The sequence below is a fragment of the Arcobacter suis CECT 7833 genome (genome assembly GCF_003544815.1).
Lineage (GTDB): Bacteria > Campylobacterota > Campylobacteria > Campylobacterales > Arcobacteraceae > Aliarcobacter > Aliarcobacter suis.
Genome location: NZ_CP032100.1, coordinates 1,133,247 through 1,154,173, shown reverse-complemented (window position 1 = coordinate 1,154,173; position 20,927 = coordinate 1,133,247). Strand labels below are relative to the sequence as shown.

General features: G+C 27.2%; 22 protein-coding genes. 2 read left to right on the top strand and 20 right to left on the bottom strand.

The features are described 5' to 3' along the window. Nucleotides 1–82 precede the first annotated feature (82 nt). The 10 genes from hypA to ASUIS_RS05895 all read right to left on the bottom strand — a co-directional run bounded on the left by hypA (nt 83) and on the right by ASUIS_RS05895 (nt 8,078). Entirely contained in the window at nt 83–424 is a 342-nt protein-coding gene (hypA, locus tag ASUIS_RS05940; RefSeq protein WP_118886156.1) for a hydrogenase/urease nickel incorporation protein HypA, read from the bottom strand. Then, a complete protein-coding gene (gene hypE / locus ASUIS_RS05935) occupies nt 424–1,422 on the bottom strand; it encodes a hydrogenase expression/formation protein HypE (RefSeq protein ID WP_118886155.1) in 999 nt (332 codons plus the stop codon). The genes hypA and hypE overlap by 1 nt, the downstream gene beginning before the upstream one ends. Beyond that, a complete protein-coding gene (locus tag ASUIS_RS05930) occupies nt 1,423–1,779 on the bottom strand; it encodes a nucleotide pyrophosphohydrolase (protein ID WP_118886154.1) in 357 nt (118 codons plus the stop codon). Beyond that, complete coding sequence (locus ASUIS_RS05925; protein WP_118886153.1) at nt 1,776–3,287, bottom strand: McrB family protein; 1,512 nt, start codon at nt 3,285–3,287, stop codon at nt 1,776–1,778. Before ASUIS_RS05925 ends, ASUIS_RS05930 begins: the two co-directional genes overlap by 4 nt. Beyond that, nucleotides 3,280–4,431 (bottom strand): McrC family protein, encoded by a 1,152-nt coding sequence (locus ASUIS_RS05920; RefSeq protein WP_118886152.1) that lies wholly within the window; start codon nt 4,429–4,431, stop codon nt 3,280–3,282. Before ASUIS_RS05920 ends, ASUIS_RS05925 begins: the two co-directional genes overlap by 8 nt. 31 nt (nt 4,432–4,462) lie before the next feature. Beyond that, the gene (locus ASUIS_RS05915) at nt 4,463–5,311 is read right to left on the bottom strand and encodes an NAD(P)-dependent oxidoreductase (RefSeq protein ID WP_118886151.1); all 849 of its coding nucleotides are present in this window, start codon (nt 5,309–5,311) and stop codon (nt 4,463–4,465) included. A 17-nt stretch (nt 5,312–5,328) separates the two neighbouring features. Continuing rightward, nucleotides 5,329–6,453 (bottom strand): hydrogenase formation protein HypD, encoded by a 1,125-nt coding sequence (gene hypD, locus ASUIS_RS05910; protein ID WP_118886150.1) that lies wholly within the window; start codon nt 6,451–6,453, stop codon nt 5,329–5,331. 3 nt (nt 6,454–6,456) lie between these two features. After that, nucleotides 6,457–6,738 (bottom strand): HypC/HybG/HupF family hydrogenase formation chaperone, encoded by a 282-nt coding sequence (locus ASUIS_RS05905; protein ID WP_118886149.1) that lies wholly within the window; start codon nt 6,736–6,738, stop codon nt 6,457–6,459. Between the two features lie 5 nt (nt 6,739–6,743). After that, a complete protein-coding gene (gene hypB / locus ASUIS_RS05900) occupies nt 6,744–7,565 on the bottom strand; it encodes a hydrogenase nickel incorporation protein HypB (protein WP_118886148.1) in 822 nt (273 codons plus the stop codon). A 120-nt stretch (nt 7,566–7,685) separates the two neighbouring features. After that, a complete protein-coding gene (locus ASUIS_RS05895) occupies nt 7,686–8,078 on the bottom strand; it encodes a hypothetical protein (protein WP_118886147.1) in 393 nt (130 codons plus the stop codon). A gap of 96 nt (nt 8,079–8,174) precedes the next feature. On the opposite strand from ASUIS_RS05895, the gene ASUIS_RS05890 reads away from it, so the two are divergent. Then, on the top strand, nt 8,175–8,819 hold the full coding sequence (locus tag ASUIS_RS05890; RefSeq protein WP_118886146.1) for a hypothetical protein: 645 nt from the start codon (nt 8,175–8,177) through the stop codon (nt 8,817–8,819). On the opposite strand, the gene ASUIS_RS05885 is transcribed toward ASUIS_RS05890, so the two are convergent. From ASUIS_RS05885 to ASUIS_RS05850, 8 genes are all read right to left on the bottom strand, one after another. Then, nucleotides 8,816–10,615 carry a sensor histidine kinase gene (locus tag ASUIS_RS05885; RefSeq protein ID WP_128326717.1) on the bottom strand — a complete coding sequence of 600 codons (1,800 nt, stop codon included), beginning with the start codon at nt 10,613–10,615 and terminating at the stop codon, nt 8,816–8,818. The genes ASUIS_RS05890 and ASUIS_RS05885 overlap by 4 nt on opposite strands. 11 nt (nt 10,616–10,626) lie before the next feature. Then, entirely contained in the window at nt 10,627–11,493 is an 867-nt protein-coding gene (locus ASUIS_RS05880; RefSeq protein WP_118886144.1) for a sulfurtransferase, read from the bottom strand. A 108-nt stretch (nt 11,494–11,601) separates the two neighbouring features. Beyond that, nucleotides 11,602–12,441: a YitT family protein gene (locus ASUIS_RS05875; protein WP_118886143.1), complete on the bottom strand. Its 840-nt coding sequence runs from the start codon at nt 12,439–12,441 to the stop codon at nt 11,602–11,604. 47 nt (nt 12,442–12,488) lie between these two features. Beyond that, nucleotides 12,489–13,142 carry an energy-coupling factor ABC transporter ATP-binding protein gene (locus ASUIS_RS05870; RefSeq protein WP_118886142.1) on the bottom strand — a complete coding sequence of 218 codons (654 nt, stop codon included), beginning with the start codon at nt 13,140–13,142 and terminating at the stop codon, nt 12,489–12,491. Next, on the bottom strand, nt 13,139–13,777 hold the full coding sequence (locus tag ASUIS_RS05865) for an energy-coupling factor transporter transmembrane component T family protein (protein WP_118886141.1): 639 nt from the start codon (nt 13,775–13,777) through the stop codon (nt 13,139–13,141). Before ASUIS_RS05865 ends, ASUIS_RS05870 begins: the two co-directional genes overlap by 4 nt. Nucleotides 13,778–13,780: 3 nt before the next feature. Continuing rightward, entirely contained in the window at nt 13,781–14,200 is a 420-nt protein-coding gene (locus ASUIS_RS05860) for a hypothetical protein (protein ID WP_118886140.1), read from the bottom strand. Then, a complete protein-coding gene (cbiM, locus tag ASUIS_RS05855; RefSeq protein WP_118886139.1) occupies nt 14,197–14,796 on the bottom strand; it encodes a cobalt transporter CbiM in 600 nt (199 codons plus the stop codon). The genes ASUIS_RS05860 and cbiM overlap by 4 nt, the downstream gene beginning before the upstream one ends. Nucleotide 14,797: 1 nt before the next feature. Next, entirely contained in the window at nt 14,798–15,520 is a 723-nt protein-coding gene (locus tag ASUIS_RS05850; RefSeq protein WP_118886138.1) for a DUF4198 domain-containing protein, read from the bottom strand. A gap of 196 nt (nt 15,521–15,716) precedes the next feature. Between ASUIS_RS05850 and ASUIS_RS05845 the strand changes: the two genes are divergently transcribed. Then, nucleotides 15,717–17,690: a methyl-accepting chemotaxis protein gene (locus ASUIS_RS05845; protein ID WP_118886137.1), complete on the top strand. Its 1,974-nt coding sequence runs from the start codon at nt 15,717–15,719 to the stop codon at nt 17,688–17,690. A gap of 101 nt (nt 17,691–17,791) precedes the next feature. Here ASUIS_RS05845 and ASUIS_RS05835 read toward each other — a convergent pair whose 3' ends face one another. Both ASUIS_RS05835 and ASUIS_RS05830 read right to left on the bottom strand, forming a co-directional pair. Next, nucleotides 17,792–19,588 (bottom strand): diguanylate cyclase domain-containing protein, encoded by a 1,797-nt coding sequence (locus ASUIS_RS05835; protein ID WP_192894436.1) that lies wholly within the window; start codon nt 19,586–19,588, stop codon nt 17,792–17,794. Between the two features lie 76 nt (nt 19,589–19,664). Continuing rightward, on the bottom strand, nt 19,665–20,909 hold the full coding sequence (locus tag ASUIS_RS05830) for a BaiN/RdsA family NAD(P)/FAD-dependent oxidoreductase (RefSeq protein ID WP_118886134.1): 1,245 nt from the start codon (nt 20,907–20,909) through the stop codon (nt 19,665–19,667). Nucleotides 20,910–20,927: the final 18 nt, after the last annotated feature.

Below are 20,927 nucleotides of genomic sequence, written 5' to 3'. Positions count from 1 at the left end.
ATAAGAAAAATAATATCATAACTTTAAGGAAAAATAAATACTTTGTTGTTTAATTTTTAAAAAATAACTTTTTATATAGATTTTATTCTAACTCTAAACTCATAAGATACATATCTTCGCCATCAATTACTTTGATATTTACACTTTGGCATTTTGGACATGAGAACTCATGTTTTTCCAAAGTTGAAGTTGTATTACAATCAAAACACTCAATGACCACTTTTTGATGATTTATCAAAAAAACTGCATCATGACAGACTGTTTGTTCTTTAAAAGTATCAAAAGCAGTTTGAAGTAAATCGGGTTCAACTCCACTTAAAACTCCAATTTTCACTACTACTTTTGTAACTTTTTTTGCGTCATTTGTTCGAGCGTGTTCTTCACAACTTTCTAATAAAGATTGAACTATTGAATATTCGTGCATTAACAAATCCTTGGAAGAAGTTCACCAGTTGGTGTATCTAAAAATCTTTTTGTTCCCCAAGAACTATTTAGTATTACTTTTTGAGAATATTGTTTAGTTACCTTTCCAATAATACAAGCCTTTGAAGCTTCTGGAAATGTTTGTAAAACTTCAATAGCTTTAGCTGCAAATTCTTGTGGAATTGCAAGAACAAAAGTTCCCTCATTTGCAAGATTTGTTGCTTCAAAACCTAACATTTCACAAATTCCTTTTACCTCATCACATACTGGAATTTTTTCTTCTTCTACTTCTATACAAACATTTGATTGTTTTGCCCATTCATTTAAAACAGCACTAACTCCACCTCTTGTGGCATCTCTTAAAGCTGTTATTTTAATACCTGCATCAATCAAAGCTTTCACTTGTGGATATAAAGAGTTACAATCACTTTTAAGCTCTGAATTCATATCCATTCCCTCACGTGCAGCAAAAATAGTAGCTCCGTGAGCTCCAATGTCTCTATTTACTAGAATTACATCTTCTGTAGTTATATTGTTTGAGCTAATGTCTTTGTATAAGATTTCTCCAATTCCTGTAGTGTTTATGAAGATTTTATCAACAGCACCTTTGGGAACTACCTTTGTATCTCCACTTACAACAATAGCTCCATTTACTTCAAGCTCTTTTTTCATAGAAGCTACAATTCTTTCAAGTTGTTCTACTTCAAATCCCTCTTCAATGATAACTGAGCAAGTAAGATATTTTGGTTTCGCTCCCATCATGGCTAAGTCATTGCAAGTTCCACAAATGGCTAATTTTCCAATATCTGCTCCACTAAAAAACAAAGGACTAACTGTAAATGAATCCGTACTAAAAGCTAATGTTCCATTTTGAATAACAGCTGCATCTTCACTTTTCTCTAATATCTCATTTTTAAAAGCATTATAAAATACTTTGTTTATAAGCTCATTGTTTTCAGCTCCACCATTTCCATGGGCTAGTGTTATTGTTTTTGTCATTTATTTATCTTCCCTACTCTTAGAATATTTTTTACTTCCACCTTGAGATGTTTCAACTGGATATTTCTTTTCGTTCTTAGTCATTTTATTCATAATGGCATCTTCAAGGTTAATGTCAAGTTTCATACAAAGTCTAAGAAGATAAATAGCCACGTCTGCAACTTCTTCTTTTGTATGCTCTAATACATCATCAGGTAGATTTAAAGACTCTTCAAAATTTAGCCATTGAAATATTTCATTTAGTTCTCCTACTTCACCTGTTAATGCCATAACTAGATTTTTTGGATTATGAAAACTTTCCCAGTTTCTATCGTCTGAGAATTTTTGGATTCGTTGTTCTATTTGTTCTATATTCATTGGTTATCTTCTTTTATATTTAAGATTGCTATTGCTTTTTTATAGTTTTCTTCATCACCATAAAAATACTCTTCAAGTAATGGTTGGATTTTGTATTTTTTCACAAACTCTAAATCTTTATCATCTACTATATTCATAAAGTAACTATGCCCTAGTTTATAATCTTCATTTATAGTTTTTGAAATATGTTCATTTATCTTTTCAAATAATACTTTTGCAATTTCTGGAACTAAATCTAAATTTGGCTTCATTTTTAAAAATGTAAATCTTCTTCTCAAAGCTATATCAATAGTTGCAATAGATTTATCAGTTGAGTTCATAGTAGCAATGATATAAAGATTTTCAGGAATTAAAAAAGGCTTTTTAGAATATGGTAATGTTACCTCATACTCTTTTTTTCCTCTTTTATCTTCTTCTATAAGCGTGATAAGTTCCCCAAAGATTTTAGAGATATTTCCTCTGTTTATTTCGTCTATTACTATATAGAAGTTTTTTAAATTTTCTTTTTCTTGTTTTATTTCATTAATATTCAAACTTTTCTCAAATTCATAAATCTTTTTATATAACATAAAATAGTATCTTGCATTTCCATGATATGTACTTTTTGATTCTCTTGTTGGTTTTACATCTTCATATTTTGCTATATATCCATCTTTAAAATCTTCATAATCTCTTTTTATAATATCGGGTGTCAATCTTTGAGCTGATTTAATTGAACCACCTAGTAAAAAAGCATTTTTGTTATTTATACCTTCAACAGTAACTTTTTTTTCTAATGAAAACTCTTTATCATTATCTAAACTATCTTGAACATAATTAGTAAACTTTAATATTAATTCATCTAGATTTATATTCTCTTTTTCTATATCAATTTCACTTTTTTTTAAATTTACTTCTGCATCTTGAGATGTTTTTTTTAAAATACCATCTTCTAATTCTAATTTTCCCTCTTCATTTGGTCTAAAACCTTCAATAAAATCTTCATAAGAATAACTTTGATGAAAAGTTACAAACTCTATTCTTTTTTCTTTTTTTATATCTTCAAAAATAGAATTATCAAAATCATTTGTAATCTCATTTTTAGAGATAGTATCAAAAATAGTTTTTTCATCATTACCATCTTCTATCATAGTAATTAATCTTTTATAATTATGAGTTTTCCCAACCCCAGGTGCACCATAAAGCATTATATTTTTTGTTTTCATATTGTATTTTTCGTCTTTACTAATTTTATATGATGATTTAATATATTCTATATATTTTTTTAATGAAGCTGATGGAAAACTACTTTTTTCTAGATTAATTTCTTTTAAATCTATCTGTATTTTATTTAAAATATCTTCTAATTTTTTCAAATCTGTTATTTCAAATAAACTATTAACCTCTAAATTTATGCCTTTTAAAATAGCTGGAATATATTCATCAATATATAAAGGATAATTACTTTGAACACTTGCTGACATTCCATTATTTTTTAACCATTCTCTAAATAATTCTTTTCTATCCATTTAAAATCTCCACTCTTTTTCTAATTTCATCAATATACTCTTTATAATCATTTCCCATAAAATTCAAATCAATACTTCTTATTTTTAACTCAACTTTTTTATCATATCTTCCTAAAACTAAATCATATTTTATATCATCCAAATGTCTAGGATACAAAAGCATTACATTATCAACTCCATAATTTACACCATAAGCAAAAGCTTGGAGTTTATCACTTTGTTTTATATCTTCTATTGATTTGATTTTTTTATATTTTGTATCTATTATTTGTTTTTTTAGTATTATATCTGGCTTTAATGTCAAATCATTGAAATTATCTTGATTTTGTATTTTTGCATTATCATCTAACTCTTTTACAAGTCTAGCTATAAACTTCTCAAACAATATATTCATATCAAACAAAAAAGCGAATGATTTTTTATCTTGACTAAACAGTGGAATTGATTGTTTCAAAAGTAAAATAGCTATTTCAAAGCTAGTTTTGAATCTTTGATTTAATCTACTAAAATGAATCCTATCTAATTTATTTATATCTACTGACTTATATTCAACCTCATCAAATATTAGTTCGCACTGTTTTAAAAGCTTTTTATCTTTTACAAATTTTTGAAGATATTTTATTGCATATAGAAAAAATTGATTTAGACTATTATTTGGACTAAATTCATCATATTCACAATAGATTTTATTTTTTGTGAAGTTGTATTTTAAATTTTCATTTATTAGATATTTTCCTTTTAAAACTGGAAGATTATCTTGCATAGTAATATACTCTTTGTATATACCTTTTTTTAATTCATTTAAAAGATTTGATGCAAACATTTGAACAAAAACTTCTAATATAGAGTGCTCTTGATTTTGGCAAGAGGCTATTTGTTCATTTGATAAATTTATATTATAAGCATACATTAACATATAGATAAATATATTTAGATTTTGTTTATCATTATGATTTGCAATTTTTGGCAAGATATAAAAATCTTGATTATCAAAATTTAAGATTCCACAATATTGTCTAGCTTTTAATGTTTTCCAATCAAGTTTAAAATATTTATGAAGAGATGAATTATCTATAATATGTTTTCTTAATTTTTCATATTCTTTTTCACTTATCTCTTCATATTCATATATTATATTTGACATTATAGATTACACTTATTCTTTCTTTTATTTTTTACTCGTAATATTTACAAATAGCTTGTGTTCCCAAGTCTCCATCGCTATTTTTTTCTAAGGTTTCATACATTTCTAATACATCTTTTAAAACTTTTAGAGTTGGGACTTCTTCATTTGCTATTTTTAAATCTTTTACCATGTGTTTTATATAAAAACCTGCTTCAAAATCTCTTTGATTCATTTTTGGAGCTGTATTTGTCATATGAAAACTTGATGCAGAACCATTACTAATACTTTTCAACATAGTTTCAATGTCTAATCCAACTTCTTTTCCATAAGTAATAGCTTCACTAATTCCTGCCATGATTCCAGCGATTGCTATTTGGTTTGCCATTTTTGTGTGTTGTCCGCTTCCTGATTTTCCCTCATAGATAACTGTTGTACCTAAGGCTTCAAAAATATCTTTACAAGCATTAAAATCTTCTTCTTTACCACCAACCATTATAGATAAAATTGCATTTTTTGCTCCAATATCTCCACCTGAAACGGGAGCATCTAAAAACTTTAATCCTTTTTCTTTTGCTTTGTTATATATATCAATTATTAAGTTTGGACTTGTTGTTGTCATATCTATTAAATAAGTATTTTTATTAGCACTATTTAAAATACCTTTTTGAGATAAGTATACTTCTTCAACATCTTTTGGATAAGCAACTATTGTAATAACTGCATCTTTGTTTTGTACACAAGATTCTATAGTGTCACAAAAAATTGCACCAGATTTTAATATATCCTCAATCTTTTGTTTATTCCTTGCATAAACACTTACTTCAAACCCTTTTTTCATTAGATTTAAAACCATTGATTTACCCATAACTCCAACGCCAATAAATGCAATCTTTTTCATAATTTAAGCCTTACGTTTTATAAAAGATTACCATATTTATAATAAGCACTACATGCACCCTCTGAGCTCACCATACAAGAACCAATAGGATTTGTTGGAGTACATACAGTTCCAAAGATTTTACAGTCGTGTGGTTTTGCTATTCCTTTTAGAATATCTGGACATCTACAAGCTTTGTTATCTTTTACTTCTTTTGTAGGTAAGATTTCTTTATATACTATTTTTGCATTGTATTTGTCATACTCGTCTTTTAGTTCATATCCACTATTTTCAACTGTTCCAATTCCTCTAAATTTAAAAGGAACTTTTTTGAAGTATTTATTTATTAAGTCTTGGGCTTTTAAATTTCCCTCATATGAAACAAGTCGTTTGTACTCTACTTCTAGGTCACTTCTTTTTTCTTTGAACTGTTTTACTATCATAGAGATTGATTGCATCACATCAACTGGTTCAAAACCTGCCACAACTACTGGTTTGTTATAATCTCTTGGGAATTCTTCGTAAATTTTACTTCCACTTATGATACTAACATGTGATGGGCCTAAAAAAGCATCTATTTTACAATCACTACTTTGCACTAATACTTGCATAACTTCTGGAACTGTAATGTGGTTTATATGAAAAAGTATATTTGTAATATTGTGTTTTATTACTTGTTCAAGTAATGCACAAGTCATTGGAGTTGTAGTTTCAAATCCTATTGCAAAAAAGACTACTGTTTTATTTGGATTTTCATTTGCTATTTTTATACACTCCATTGGAGAATAAACAAATCTTACATCTGCACCTTGGCTTCTTGCATTTTGTAAACTTCCATTACTTCCTGGAACTTTTATCATATCTCCTAGAGTTACAAGTATTACATTCTCTTGTAAGCTTAAAGCATAAGCACTATCAATTCTCTCTTTTGGCATTACACAAACAGGACAACCTGGTCCATGTATGAAGTTTATTTTTTTATTTATTAATTGTGGTATTCCATACTTCATAATAGTGTGTGTATGTCCTCCACACACTTCCATAATATTTATGATTCCATCATAATCTTTTAGGTCTTCATCAATGATTTGTTTAAATGCTTTTATAGTTTTTGCATCTCTAAAACCATCATATAAATCTTTTAGTTGTAATTCTTTTTCCATGTGTTATCTATTTGGGCAATTATCAGATTGCTCAATTGCTTCTAATCTATCTTGTTCTTCCATCTTTTCTATTATCTCAGCATAGACTTTTAGAGACTCCAAAGCATCAACTTCGTCAATCTTATTCATAGCAAAACCAATATGAATTAAAACATAATCTCCAATCACTACATCTTGGTCTATTAAATCTAAACTAGCACTTCTTTCAACTCCCATTGTGTCAACAACACAAGTATTCATTTCAGTGTCTATGCTTTTTATTTTTGAAGGTATTGATAAACACATATTTTCTATCTCATCTTTCTTTTGAAATTAATCCAATCAATTACATTTTGAAGTGATTGTTTATCTTTGATATTTACTTCTAAAATATCCACATTTGGTTTTAGTTTTCTAGCTTCCATCTTCTCTTTTTCAATATCATATTCAAAGTATGGAAGTAAATCTGTTTTAGTAATAAGGATTAAATCAGCACATCTAAACATAACTGGATATTTTGCAATCTTATCTTCCCCTTCAGGAACTGAAACAAGAACAATATTTAAGTGAGTTCCCACATCATAAGAAGCTGGACATACTAGATTTCCTACATTTTCAATAAAACAAACATCAATATCAGCTAACTTAATATCATGTAAACCTTTGTGAACCATAAATGCATCTAAGTGACATGCACTTCCTGTTTGTATTTGAACTGCATTTATTCCTTTGGCTTTTAATCTATCGGCATCCCTTGAAGTTTCTAAATCACCTTCTACAACTGCAAATTTAAAATCTACCATATCAACTAGATTTTCTAAAAGTGTAGTTTTCCCACTTCCTGGGCTTGACATAAGATTTATTCCTAAAACTTTGTGTTGGTCAAAATGAGCTCTATTGTGAGATGCTTCATGGTCATTTTTATCAAGTATTTTTTTGATTACAGAAATTGTTTTTGCATCGTTTAATTGTGGGTTATGATGAAGTGTTTCGTGAGCTGCTTGGTGTGTTGTACTCCAAGTTGTATTATCATGTGGATGGTCATGTTCATGAACAATTCCATGCTCATGTTCATCGTGGTGATGATGGTGATTTTCTTGTCCTGCTATTACACAACCGCAATCTTTACACATATTATTTCCTTTTTGTTTTAAACTATTTTTGTGAATAATTATTCATTTTAAATAGTTTAACTCAAAAAGTCTAAATGTCCTATAATTTTAATTTGCAGTTATATATTTTTGGAACAAAATTTATTTAAACGAAGCAGAAGTCTCTTTTAAAATTGTATTTACATCTAGTGCTTCACCATTGTATTTAACAAGTTTTATACCTTGTGAAGTAAATGAGTTTGCTGTATTTTTACAAGCTTTTTTAACAACGATATAACTGCATTCACTTAAAGCCATACCCATTTTATTGTGTTCTGCAATATGTTCTTCATCATCGTGTCCGTGCTCACAAGCATGGTCTTCTTCTGCATGGTCGTGGTCTATATCAGTTCTTGGATTTGTTATTACTGAATCTAATTTAAATGATCTGAACATTCCTGAACCTGTTAAATCATAAATTGCGAATTTTGGAGTATGTCCTGCATTACTAAAGAATGTTAAATTTTCGTCTTTTACTGGAATTGCAATTTTCATTATATGCCTTTTATTAGTTTATTGTAGAGTATACTCTCTTAATCATCTTTATATGCAATTATTACTCCTTTAACTTATAAGATGATAAAATACCCCATGATTTGTCAAAACTGCAACAACACTACTTTTTATACTTTAGCTAATGATTACATCAAATGTAAAACTTGTGCAAAAAAATATTCTTTAAAAAAACTTCAAAAAGATGATTTAATCATCATTCAATTTTGCGAAAATAAAAATGCCCTTGAAGTTTCAAAAGAATTGGAAGTAAACTATAAAACAATAAAAGATAGATTTGATGTATTTAGAAAAAAAATAGCTCTTTTTTTAGAAAATGAATACAATAATTCAATTCATGATTACAACGAGTATGAAGAGTTTTATTACATAAAAGAGCGAGAAAAAAAGAAAAAGAAAAAATCTCTAAGTGAAGCTATAAATATCATGGGATTTTATTCAAATGAAAAAGTATATACACTTTTGATGCCAAAAATCGGAAAACGAGCTTTTGATATTGAAGATGGTTTTATTCAATATCTAAATTGGAATAAAATCCACTCTTTAAACTCTCATCAAACAAATTTAAATAAATTTTGGAAGTTTTTAGAAGATAATCTCAAAAAATACAAAGGTGTTGAAGAAGATAACTTTTTTTACTACTTAAAAGAATCGGAATTTAGATTTAATTACTCAAAAGATGAACAAACAAAGATTTTAAAAAATCTCTATTTTATGACTTAATCCAAAGGAATAGTTATATTAAACTTTGCTCCTTCATAAGTTTTATTATTGTAAATTATCATTTCGTTTGAAGCTTTTATTTCTCCATTTATTTTATCAATAATTAATTTTGACATATATAATCCAATTCCTGTGCCATCTTCTTGCTCTTTTGTTGTAAAATGATTTTCAAAAATATGCGCTAACAACTCTTTTTTTATACCACCTGCATTATCTTGAAATGAAATACTAATATTTTCTTTTTCTTTTTTAGCAAAGATATATATCAATCTATTTTGATTATCTTGTTTTACTAATTCATCTTTTGCATTATTTAAAATATTTATAAAAACTTGAATAAGTTCATTTTCAAAACCATATATTTCAATATCTTCTACTTCAATTTTTATTTCTATTTCTTGATTTTTGAATTTAGAACTAAGAAGTGTAAGTGATTTTTCAACTGCAACTCTTAGATTAAAAGATTTTTTTTCTTTATCATTTTTATAAAAATTCCTAAAATCATCGATTGTAACGGATAGATGAACAGCTGCTTTCACAATAGAATCTAAAGACTCTATTAATTCTTCATTTGTTAAAACACTAAATTCTTGTTGTACTTTAAGTCCTGTTGCAGATGTGGTAATCACAGAAAGTGGCTGTCTCCATTGATGGGCAATATTTTCAAGCATTTCTCCCATTTGAGCCATTTTTGACTGTTGAATAAGAAGTTTTTCCCTTTGAGTCAATTTTTCTTCTGTGAGCTTTTGTTTTGTTATATCTAAAAAGGAAGCTACATAATATATTGGTTCATTATTAGAATCAAGTACAGATTGAATTATCAAATGTTCGTTATAAATATTGCCATTTTTATGTTTATTTTTGATTTCTCCTATCCAAATACCATCTTTTTGCAAAGTTTTATATAGATTAAAATAAAACTCCCTATCATGTAATCCAGATTTTAATAAAGCTGGTGTTTTACCAATAACTTCTTCTTGTGTATATCCTGTAATTTTTTCAAAAGCTTTATTAACTTTTAGAATTCTTTGGTTTTTATCAGTAATCGTCATTCCACTTTGAGTTTCAAAGGCAACTGCTGCTATTTTTTGGGCTTCATAAGAACTCTCCATCCTATCAAGCATCAAATTAACTTCATCATATAACTTTCCAAATTCATTTTTTTGATTTGATATAACTCTTTTATCTATAAAATCAACTAAATCGATTTTTTCCAAAAATTTCACCAAATTCAAAATAGGATTTGTAAAATCTTTTGCACAAAGATGAGCCAAAATATATGAAACAATAAACATAAAAAACAAGATTATAATTAAGGCTTTAATATCTTTTTTTATTACATTTATTATGGTATCTATTTTGAAGTTTAATTCAATAAAACCCAAATGTGTATCTTGATAATTTGCATTTATATATAGTTTCAAAAGATTTGAATTTAAAATATATTTAATCTCTTTATTTGAAGGAAGTTTTTCTACAATAAAACTCTTATTATCTTTACTGTATTGAAAAACTGGTTTTTCATCAAGTTTATATAAAACCATTGATTCTAAAGTAGAAAATGATTTGAGTTTTGAAGTAATATCAGAAGCAAAGGAAACATCATTTAATAAAACTAATTTTACAATATCTTGACCCAAAACTAGCCCTACAGTTTGGGCTAATTCAACAGTTTTATTTTGCTGATTATTCATATACCAATATAAAAATGTTGCATATCCTGTAAAACTTGTAATTAAAGTTACAGACATTATGATGATTATTAATCTTCTTTTTATGGAACCTTTATACTTCAAGAAAACTCCAATTAATGAGTTTTTGATGGATTTTCCACAGGTACATTGTTGTCATTTCCCCATTCTTTCCAAGAGCCATCATAAACAGAAGCTTTAAACCCTAACTTTTTTAATACTATATAGTTTAATGCAGATTCTGCTCCACCTTGGCAATAAAGAACTATTTCTTTATTTTTATCTAAATCTTTATATACTTTTTCAAGTTCATCAAACTCTTTCATATAGTTTCCATCTTTTGAAACTTGAAAATTATTTGTACAGGCATAATTTTGAGCAGTTGGAATATGACCAAATCTTTTTGCTATTGAGTCTTTTCCTTCATAATGAGATTTTTCTCTTCCGTCTATTATATTTTTTTTACCAATTGCCAATAAAGTGCTTAGTTTTGTCTCTATTTGATTATTATCAACCCTTGGAATAAACTCTTTTTTTGTTACTTTTGTTTGTTCTGTTGTTGTAGGAAGATTATCTTGAATATATTTTCCATAGGCATATTTAGATAAACCTACATTATTATGTCCAAAAACTTCAAGTATCCAATACAATCGAGCAGCCCAGAAAAAATCCCCATTATCATAAGCTACAACTAAACTATCTTGATTAATTCCAGCATTACTAAATAGCTCTTTTAAAAAATCAAGCTTTGGTATCATCCAAGTATCTTTTTCAAAAAGACTTTCTAATCCTGGCATATTTACAGCACCTTTTATATGACCTTTGTCATATTCGCTTTTTTCTCTTAAATCAACAATAACTAAATTTGGATTGTTAAGATTTTCTTTTATCCAAGAAACAGGAACAACTGTGGGAACTTTATTTTCAGTAGTTGCAAATAAACTACCAAACATAAATAACAAAACTAGAAAAATATTTTTCATTTTGATAACTCCATTTTTTAACTAATATATAGCCAATATAATTAGTTGGGTTATTATACAACTTTTTGTTAATTAAATTACTATGGATTAAAAAAATATAAATATTTTTTAATTCCCTCTTCCTAAAAATTCAGAAGCTTCAGTTATAATCATAAATGCATCTGGATCATATTTTCTTATTAAATCTTTTAAAAGTTCAATCTTACTTGCATCAACTGTAACATAAATTATAGTTTTATTTTGATTTTGATGAAGTCCAACACCAGTTAAAATTGTTCCATGTTCTTCTATTCTTTCTCTAATTTGTTGTTTTAAAACTTCTACATTATTTGAAACAATATTTACAATTTTTTTAGATGGTCTTCCTGTTAATATTATATCTATAACCCTTATTCCAACATATACACTAAGCATACTATAAAGTGATTTATTAATATCATTATAAACAAAAACAGACATAAACATAATAACAGCATCAATAGCTAATAAAACTTCTGCTGCTTTGAATTTTGTTTTTTTAGCAACTATTTCGCCTACGACTGAAGTACTTCCAGTCGAAGCTCTTCCTTTGATTATCAATCCAACACCTAAACCTATAAAAATTCCACCAAAAATTGCAGCTAATAAAATATCGTTTGTAATAGCTTTTAAATGCAAAATTTCTTTAAAAAGATCTGTAAAAGTTGATAAAAGAATAACTACTAAAAAAGTTTTGAATAGATAATATTTTCCAAAATAGATATAAGATAAAATCAAAAAAGGTACGCTAACTATTGCCATAAAAATACCTAAAGTAATAGAAGGAAATAAACTATGTAACAATAAAGAAATACCAACTCCTCCACCAGTTATTATTTGATTTGGAGAAAGAAAGGTAACTGTTCCAAAAGATAAAGATAATGAACCTAAAACCATAAAAATATAATGTTTAATTTCTATTATTTTCATTTTTTTCCTAATTTTATTTTTTATTGATTTTATCACAATAAAAAAAATTAAATTGATAATTCTAAACCTTTTGAATCCAATTTATAAATTTTATTTGTTAAATTATTTATAAAACTTTTATGGTGAGATACTATAATCATTGATTTTTTGATTGAGTTTAGGATTTCTACTATTCGTTTTTCACTCTCTTCATCTAGGGCATTTGTGGGTTCATCTAAAAGTAGAATTTTTGGTTTTAGGATTAGAAGTCCTGCGAGAGCTACAATTTTTTGTTCACCTCCACTTAAATCAAAAATCACTCTATCTTTTAGGTGAGTTATTTTGAGTTCTTTTAAAATCTCTTCACCTTGTATTAAAGCTTCATTTTTTGAAACTCCTTTTGCTCTTAGTGAAAAAATCACATCTTCTATAACTGTTGGGCATAAAAAGTGATTTGTTACATCTTGGGGTAAATATCCTATATCACTTCTATATTTTGAAAAATCTTTTAAGTTATTCATTTTTTCGTGAAAAACTTCTATATAACCAGAACTTGGATTTATTAATCCTGCGATGATTTTTAGAAGTGTGCTTTTACCGCTTCCATTTGAACCTACGATTGCTATTTTTTCTTCATGTCCTAAATTCAAAGATATGTCGTTGAAAATATCTTTATCTTCATTTTTGTATGAAATGGCTCTTAGATTTAGTGAACAACTCATATATAAACCTTTATTAAAATAATAATTCCCACACAAAATAGAACTAAAATATCTTTTATGGAAACCTTGTTTGTTTCAAGTAAAAATATTTGTGAATTAAAACCTCTTGCAATCATACTAAGCCTCATATCTTCTGATTTTTTTATGGCTTTTATAAACATCATAGCAAAAATATTACCAAAGGTTTGATAAACAAACATAGAAGTTTGGGCTTTGAAACCTCGTGATTTTAAACTTGTTTTAATATTTTTAAACTCTTTTAGTAAATACTCAATCAAACAAATCGTAAAATAAAAAATAGAGATAAATTTAGGCGAAACTTTTAAAGTATTAAATCCCCTTACAATATCATACCCCTTTGATTTGTAAAAAATGGTGATATTAAAAAGTAAGATTAGATTTGTCCTAAAAAACAGCTCAATTGCCATTTTGTGGTCTTGAAAAGCTACAAATAAAACCAAAGTTAAAATAAAAAAATTTAATAAAAATAGTTTTTTAAATATCTTTATTAAGTTTTTTTGCTCATAAAATAAAACCAATAATATAGGCAATATATAAAAATACTCCAAAGAACTAAAAGCTATAAAAAGAGAGAAAAGTAAAGAAACAATAAGTTTTATAGCTTCGTTATTCATATATTATTGTTTTTTCCTTTTTACTATTTTTAACACATAAAAAATCAATCCTATTAAAACCAATGAAATTAAGATTTTTATATGTTCATTTTCTTTTTCTTCTTTTAGGTGAGTTTGTAGTGATTCATTTTTTATATTTTCAACTACAATATCTTGTTTTGCAATATGTCCACCTGATGCGTCTATTGTAACTTGAATATCCTTATATTTTGAACTATAAAGATATTTTCCATTAACGTCTAGCTTATCTTCTAAAACTACATTTTCACCATTTTTAATAATCAATTTACAGTTTATACATGGATTTCCACTTGCAAAATATGAGTAAATATTTACGCCATTTTCTTCATTTGTTACAAATAAATTTATTTTGTGAGCAAATAAAGAAGTAGCTATTAGTAAAAATAAAAATACCTTTTTCAAATCAACCCTTTTAAAATCTTAGGATAGGTCTTTTTGATAAACATAAGTAAAAACATACTTACAAAGCCTTCAATTACCATAGTAAATATATTAACTCCAAATATACTATAAGCCGCCCATTCATACTGCGCTTTTGAGAAATATAAAATAGCTACTAAAAACAAAGTTGCAAAAAATGCTCCTAAAAATCCTATTAAAAAAAATCTGATTTTCTCATTTATTTTTAGAAATATTTCTGTTTTATTTATATAATAAACAATCACAGCTGGTGCTGCCATAATAAAAAGATTAACCCCAATAGAAACAACACCACCATATCCTAAAAGTAAAGCTTGTAAAATCAAAGCAATTAAAATAGCTATGAAACTGCTAAAACCTAGAAATATCCCAATTACACCCAAAAGTATAAGATGTATTTGAGTAACTCCAAAAGGAACATGAATAAATGAAGCTATAAAAAACATAGCACTAGCAACGGCAGTTAATGGTATTTCATCCTCTTTTATTGTTTTAATTGCTTTATAAAAAGCAATAGCTGAAACAGCTGTTATAACAGCTGTAATTTCAGGAGTTAAAACACCATCAGCTATATGCATATTAGTAAGCCTTTACCCAAATTAAAGCACCATTTTCAATTGGATACATTTTTCCATCACTATGTTTTAATTCACCCTCTTCGATTAAAGCTGCAAATCCCCACCAACCTTTGTGGTTCATAACAAATGAAAAAACACCATTTTCATCTGTTTTTACAACTTGAGTTATATGAGCATCACTTGGAGCTTTTAGCCCAAATTCATTATAAAGTTCTACTTCAACTTCTGTATTAGCTGCTGGTTTTCCATCGTGCAAAACTTTTCCTTGAAATAGATTTCCAGAATATAAAGCAAAAGGTTTAGTCATAGGAATAATCTCATATTTTAAACCTAAAGGTTCATCCCAACCATCTTCAAGCCCAAAAGAGCTAACAATCAATTTTGGAACATGAGAGATAAATTTTTCTTCTGCTGGTTCAAAATATGGTTGAGGCTGTACAAAAAACTTATAAACCCCAGGAGCTTTTATATCATAAGAACTACTCCAAGCTTTGTGGTCTAATTTTGTAGTTTGGGTTAGATTTAATTTGTTATTTTTAGAATTTACAAAAACTTCTGGTTTTTCCATAATCATTCCAGTTTGTTCGAAAGGATGAATAAAAGATATATCTAAATCAACTTTTGTTTGTTTTGGATTTGATACATTGTCTGTATTTGACATAAATGTCAGAAAATGGGCATTAGCATAAAGCGTAGCAAAAAGCAAAAACATAATTTTTTTCATTTTTTCTCCTAAAATTTTTATTGATTATAATGATTAAGCAATTATGACTATATAAATTATCATATTTCTTATATATTTTTAGAACAGAAAATGTTATTTACAAACTTAGAACTCAAGTATAAAGTTATTTAATTTAAGCTAAAGTTTTGTTTATAGTTAGTAATATTCATTATCATTTCTTAAAAAAGGATTAAATTTGCTCAAAAATACCTCTACTAAAATAAAACTCTTACTTTTACCTTTAGCTTTTATCTGTATTATAATAGTATCCGCATTGATATTTACTTACTTCAATAATGTTGCAAAAGAGCAAACAAGTGCTGCTGTGCAGACTGATTTATTCATTCAACAAGTTTTAAAAGGAAGAATTTCTGTTTATCAATTTTTAAGAAGCCCCGATGAGGCAAAAGCAAAAACTGTTAGGGATGATTTTGATAACCTTAATAAGTATGTTTTGGAATTAAAATCTAAATTTACCTCTCAAGAAAATATTAGTTTATCCGATGAAATCGTAAAACAATCAAAAAACTATATAAAAAGTTTTGATGAATTTTCATCAAAAAGAATAAATGATTATAAAAGTGGAATAGAAAAAGAGACTCCTGAAATATTAGCTTTAATAAAACAAATGACTGCAATTGGATTAGAACTTGAAAAACAATTAACTCATATAAATGAAAATACTATTACAATGAGAGAAAATGCTACAAGTACTATGAACACAGTTTTAATTACTATAGCAATTCTTGCAATTATCTTTTTTGTTGCTTTCTCATTTATTTTATCAAATCAATTAACAACAGCAATAAATCATTTCCAAAAAGGTTTATTGAGCTTCTTTGGTTATATAAACAAAGAATCAACAACAGTAGAAATGTTAGATGATGCTAATCAAGATGAATTTGGTAGTATGGCAAAAGTAGTAAATCAAAATATCATTAAAACAAAAAGTTCAATAGATTCTGATAATAGATTTTTAGAAGAAATAAATGGAATTGTTTTAACAGTTAAAGAGGGATATTTAAGTAAAAGACTGGATAATAAAACTGAAACTCAGAGTTTAGAAGAGTTAAGACATCATATCAATGATATGTTATTAAGTCTTCAATTAAGAGTTTGTACAAACATTAATGATATAAGTTTTGCCCTTGAAAGATTTGCAAGTCTTGATTTTACACATAGAGTAAAAGGCTGTAACAGCGGTGTAACAGTAGGATTAAATAATCTAGCAGATATTATCAATGAAATGCTTGTAGAAAATAAATCAAATGGATTAACTCTTGATGCAAGTAGTGCAATTTTACTTAAAAATGTTGATACTTTAAATAGAAATTCAAATGAAGCAGCAGCAGCATTAGAAGAAACAGCAGCAGCTGTTGAAGAGATTTCAAGTAATATTTCAAACAATACAAATAACATCGTTAAAATGTCTCAGTTAGCTTCAAGTGTAACTGATTCAGCATCAAAAGGTGAAAAATTAGCAAATCAAACAACAGATGCAATGAATGAAATAGATAAAGAAGTAAATGCAATAAATGATGCAATTACAGTAATTGATCAAATAGCATTCCAAACAAATATTCTTTCTTTAAACGCAGCAGTAGAAGCAGCAACTGCTGGTGAAGCTGGTCGTGGTTTTGCCGTTGTTGCAGCAGAAGTAAGAAATCTAGCATCACGAAGTGCAGAAGCAGCTAAAGAGATAAAAATGCTAGTTGAAACTGCTACAAAAAAAGCTGACCAAGGTAAAAAAATATCAGAAGATATGATTAGTGGTTACAAAATGTTAAATGAAAATATTTCACAAACTATTGAACTTATAAAAAATATTGAAGGTTCAAGTAAAGAACAATTAGCTGGAATTGAGCAAATAAATGACGCAATTAGCGCACTTGATCAACAAACTCAACAAAATGCAATAATCGCTTCACAAACTTATGAAGTTGCAGTTCAAACAGATACTATTGCAAAATTAGTTGTTTCAAATGCAAATGCAAAAGAGTTTATAGGAAAAAATGAAGTTACAGCAAAAATTTTAGAAAATAAATCAGCTCCAACTAAAGCTTTAGGTAAAACTCAAACTTCTGCTAAAAACCCAATTTCAAATACAAAAAGTGATACTAAAGTAATCTCTTCAAATAGTAAAGATGATGACGAATGGGCAAGTTTTTAAAACTTGCCTATAATATTTACCATATTATTCATAAAATTTAATTCTATTTCTTCCTAACTCTTTAGCTTCATACATAGCTGAATCTGCACATTTAAAAATATTTATAGAACTCTCTTGTTCTCCTTTAACATACAAATACCAATACTAGCGGTACAATAATGCTCAATATCTATATTTTCTTTCTGTTCATTTATAATATTGAACTTATATGGTTGGGCTAAATAAATCCTTATTTTTTCAACTACTTTAAAAATATTTTCTTTTGATAATTCTTTATCCTCATCAAATTCATCAAGAATTATTACAAACTCATCGCCACCAATTCTTGCAACTGCATCAAGTTTTCTAATACTATTTTTCAGTCTATTGGCAACTTCAATCAGTAATAAATCACCAACATTATGTCCATAAGTATCATTTAATGGTTTAAAATTATCCAAATCAAGAAAAACTAATGCACAATATTTTTTACTTCGATCACTTTGGGACATGATATAACTCATTTTATCATCTAAAGAACGACGATTTGGCAATTTTGTAAGGGTATCACAATATGCTAATTGCTCTATTTTTTCTTGCAGTTCCCTACGTTTTGTGATTTCCCTTGTAATTCCGTGATAACCAATAATATTTCCTTTGGCATCAAGTTCTTGTTTTGACAATATCTCTCCCCAAATTATAGTTCCATCTTTACATTTATGTTGAAGTTCTATTGTCAAAAGAGGCAATTTATTGCCTTTTGACGACAATTCTAATCTTTCTTTTATTTTTTCTTTAAGAAGAAGAACACTTTCATCTGTAAATAATTCAAAAACACTATTTCCTATTACTTCACTTGCTTTGTATCCTCTAAATCGTTCATCTGATGGACTTATATAAGTAATTATAAAATTAGTATCTACTTTCCAAATTACATCATTTACATCTTCAGTTAATTGTCGATAATGTGATTCACTCTCTTTTAGTTTATTTTCTATAATTTTGCGTTGTGTAATTTCACTTCTTAGTCTATAAACCCAATAAATTATAATCAATAAAATAAATATTACTCCAATAGCATAAATTACTATTGTTTTTATATTTACTCCTCTTTCCACATTTAGCCAATAATTAAACATATTTTCTATTTCATCTGCTGGTAAAGATTTTACAGCTTTATTTAAAATACTTAGAAGTTCTTGATTGTTTTTTGTAACTGCAAAACCTTGATTACTAAAATATTCAGTTTGACCTGAAAAACGTAAATTAGAAAAATTGTTTTTTTTGATTGCATAATCAGAAAGTCCTAAATCTCCAACATAAGCATCAACTTGCCCTGAGTTTGCTAATTCTAAAGCTTTTTTTGTACTATCAACTATTTGTAATTTTATATTTGGATAATTTTGTCTTAAAATCTCTTCCATAAAATAATTTCTTTCAACAGAAACTTTTTTATTATTTAGATATTTTAATCCACCAATAAAACCATTATTTCCCCTATCAATTATAATTACTGGACTCTTTCTATAGAATTCGGTAAAATCAAGATATTTTGATCTCTCAGAAGTTTGTACAATACTTGTAATCATATCAATTTCGCCATTCTTCGCCATTTCTATGATTTCATTCCAAGATTTATTTTTAACTATCTGAAATTCTATCCCAACAATTTTTTCAATTCGTTTCATATAATCAATAGCTACACCCTTATATTCATCATTTTCAAGCCATTCATAAGGAGCATAATCTTTATCAACACCTACTTTTATTATAGGATGGCTTTCAATCCATTTTTTTTCATCTTGAGTTAAAACAAAAGGAATAGACTCTAATTTATCTAAAGCAAAAAGATTTGAACTCGAAAAGAAGAGAAAAATAAACAAAAAGATTTGATAATTTTTAATTTTAATATCATTCAAAATAAAACCTCTCTTTTGATAGCTTTTTATAATTATAACCATTGTATGAATAAGTATTCATAATTTCTAAAATATTTTATAAACTAGCTGTTTTTCCAGCCAAATATCCACTAGAAAAAGACCATTGAAGATTATATCCACCACAAGGTCCATCTATATTTACAACTTCTCCACAAAAATATAAACCATCTATTAATTTACTTTGCATAGTTTTTGAATCAATCTCTTTGAGTTCAACTCCACCTCTTGTTATCATGGCATTTTTAAATCCTTCATGTCCAATAACAGTTAGTGGTGTCCATGCTAAAGTTTTTATTAGTTTTTCTCTTTTTATTCCATCTATATTTTTGAACTTTTCTTCGGGATTTATTTGGCAAATATTGCAAATCTCTTGAGCTACACTTGAAGCTAATAAAGTTTCTAAATTTTGTAAAACTGTATTTGTTGGATTTTTTGTTATTTCATTTTTTATGTGAGTATAAATTTGTTCTTCATTTTTTCCTTTTAGGAAACTAATCAACAAAGGAACTTCATTGTATTTTGCTAAAATTGGAGTTAATTCTCGAGCAAAATCTAAAACAACTGGTCCTCTAATCCCCTCTTTTGTGAAAATTAAATCTCCTATTAATTTCAGATTTTTGTATTTTGGAATATCAACTTTTAAAATAGCTTTTGCAATAGTATCAGCTTTACAAGAAGCGAAGTTTTTTTCTTTTGTAAATAATGGCATCATCGCTGGATGTAAAGAAGTTATTTCATGTCCAAAACTTTTAGCAAAATCATATCCATCTCCAGTTGCACCAAGTGTTGGATAACCTAAACCTCCCGTTGCTATGATGATATTTTTTGCTTGATAAGTTTTTTCTTCACTAGAAATTGTGAATATTTCATCTTTTTTAATCTCATTTATATTTACATTACACTCTACGATTACACCTTGTTTTTCCAACTCATCATCTAAAGCTTTTAAAATAATGCTTGAACTATGCTCAAGGGGAAATACTCTAAAACCATCTCGGGCAATTGTTTCAACTCCAATGTTAGCAAAAAAATCTCTTAAATCTTTGGCATTAAAAGCCTCTATTGCATAACTTAGAAATCTGCCATTTTTACCAAATTTTGCCATAAATTCATCACTTGATAAAGTATTTGTTAGATTACATTTTCCTCCACCTGTGGCTTTTAGTTTTGCTGCAATTTTTGGTAATTTTTCTAGTAATAAAACACTTTTATTCTCTTTTGCTGCACTAATACTTGCCATTATTCCAGCAGCTCCACCACCAATTACAATTACATCAAAAACTCTATTTTTTTCTTCCATTAAACAACTTCTTTTAAA

Bases quoted from the DNA above. Each gene is read 5' to 3' on its own strand.
- ASUIS_RS05880 (WP_118886144.1), bottom strand. From the start codon at position 11,493: ATGAAAAATATTTTTCTAGTTTTGTTATTTATGTTTGGTAGTTTATTT.
- ASUIS_RS05930 (WP_118886154.1), bottom strand. From the start codon at position 1,779: ATGAATATAGAACAAATAGAACAACGAATCCAAAAATTCTCAGACGAT.
- ASUIS_RS05865 (WP_118886141.1), bottom strand. From the start codon at position 13,777: ATGAATAACGAAGCTATAAAACTTATTGTTTCTTTACTTTTCTCTCTT.
- ASUIS_RS05870 (WP_118886142.1), bottom strand. From the start codon at position 13,142: ATGAGTTGTTCACTAAATCTAAGAGCCATTTCATACAAAAATGAAGAT.
- ASUIS_RS05850 (WP_118886138.1), bottom strand. From the start codon at position 15,520: ATGAAAAAAATTATGTTTTTGCTTTTTGCTACGCTTTATGCTAATGCC.
- ASUIS_RS05830 (WP_118886134.1), bottom strand. From the start codon at position 20,909: ATGGAAGAAAAAAATAGAGTTTTTGATGTAATTGTAATTGGTGGTGGA.
- ASUIS_RS05925 (WP_118886153.1), bottom strand. From the start codon at position 3,287: ATGGATAGAAAAGAATTATTTAGAGAATGGTTAAAAAATAATGGAATG.
- ASUIS_RS05915 (WP_118886151.1), bottom strand. From the start codon at position 5,311: ATGAAAAAGATTGCATTTATTGGCGTTGGAGTTATGGGTAAATCAATG.
- ASUIS_RS05890 (WP_118886146.1), top strand. From the start codon at position 8,175: ATGATTTGTCAAAACTGCAACAACACTACTTTTTATACTTTAGCTAAT.
- ASUIS_RS05905 (WP_118886149.1), bottom strand. From the start codon at position 6,738: ATGTGTTTATCAATACCTTCAAAAATAAAAAGCATAGACACTGAAATG.
- ASUIS_RS05895 (WP_118886147.1), bottom strand. From the start codon at position 8,078: ATGAAAATTGCAATTCCAGTAAAAGACGAAAATTTAACATTCTTTAGT.
- ASUIS_RS05920 (WP_118886152.1), bottom strand. From the start codon at position 4,431: ATGTCAAATATAATATATGAATATGAAGAGATAAGTGAAAAAGAATAT.
- hypA (WP_118886156.1), bottom strand. From the start codon at position 424: ATGCACGAATATTCAATAGTTCAATCTTTATTAGAAAGTTGTGAAGAA.
- ASUIS_RS05875 (WP_118886143.1), bottom strand. From the start codon at position 12,441: ATGAAAATAATAGAAATTAAACATTATATTTTTATGGTTTTAGGTTCA.
- cbiM (WP_118886139.1), bottom strand. From the start codon at position 14,796: ATGCATATAGCTGATGGTGTTTTAACTCCTGAAATTACAGCTGTTATA.
- hypE (WP_118886155.1), bottom strand. From the start codon at position 1,422: ATGACAAAAACAATAACACTAGCCCATGGAAATGGTGGAGCTGAAAAC.
- hypD (WP_118886150.1), bottom strand. From the start codon at position 6,453: ATGGAAAAAGAATTACAACTAAAAGATTTATATGATGGTTTTAGAGAT.
- hypB (WP_118886148.1), bottom strand. From the start codon at position 7,565: ATGTGTAAAGATTGCGGTTGTGTAATAGCAGGACAAGAAAATCACCAT.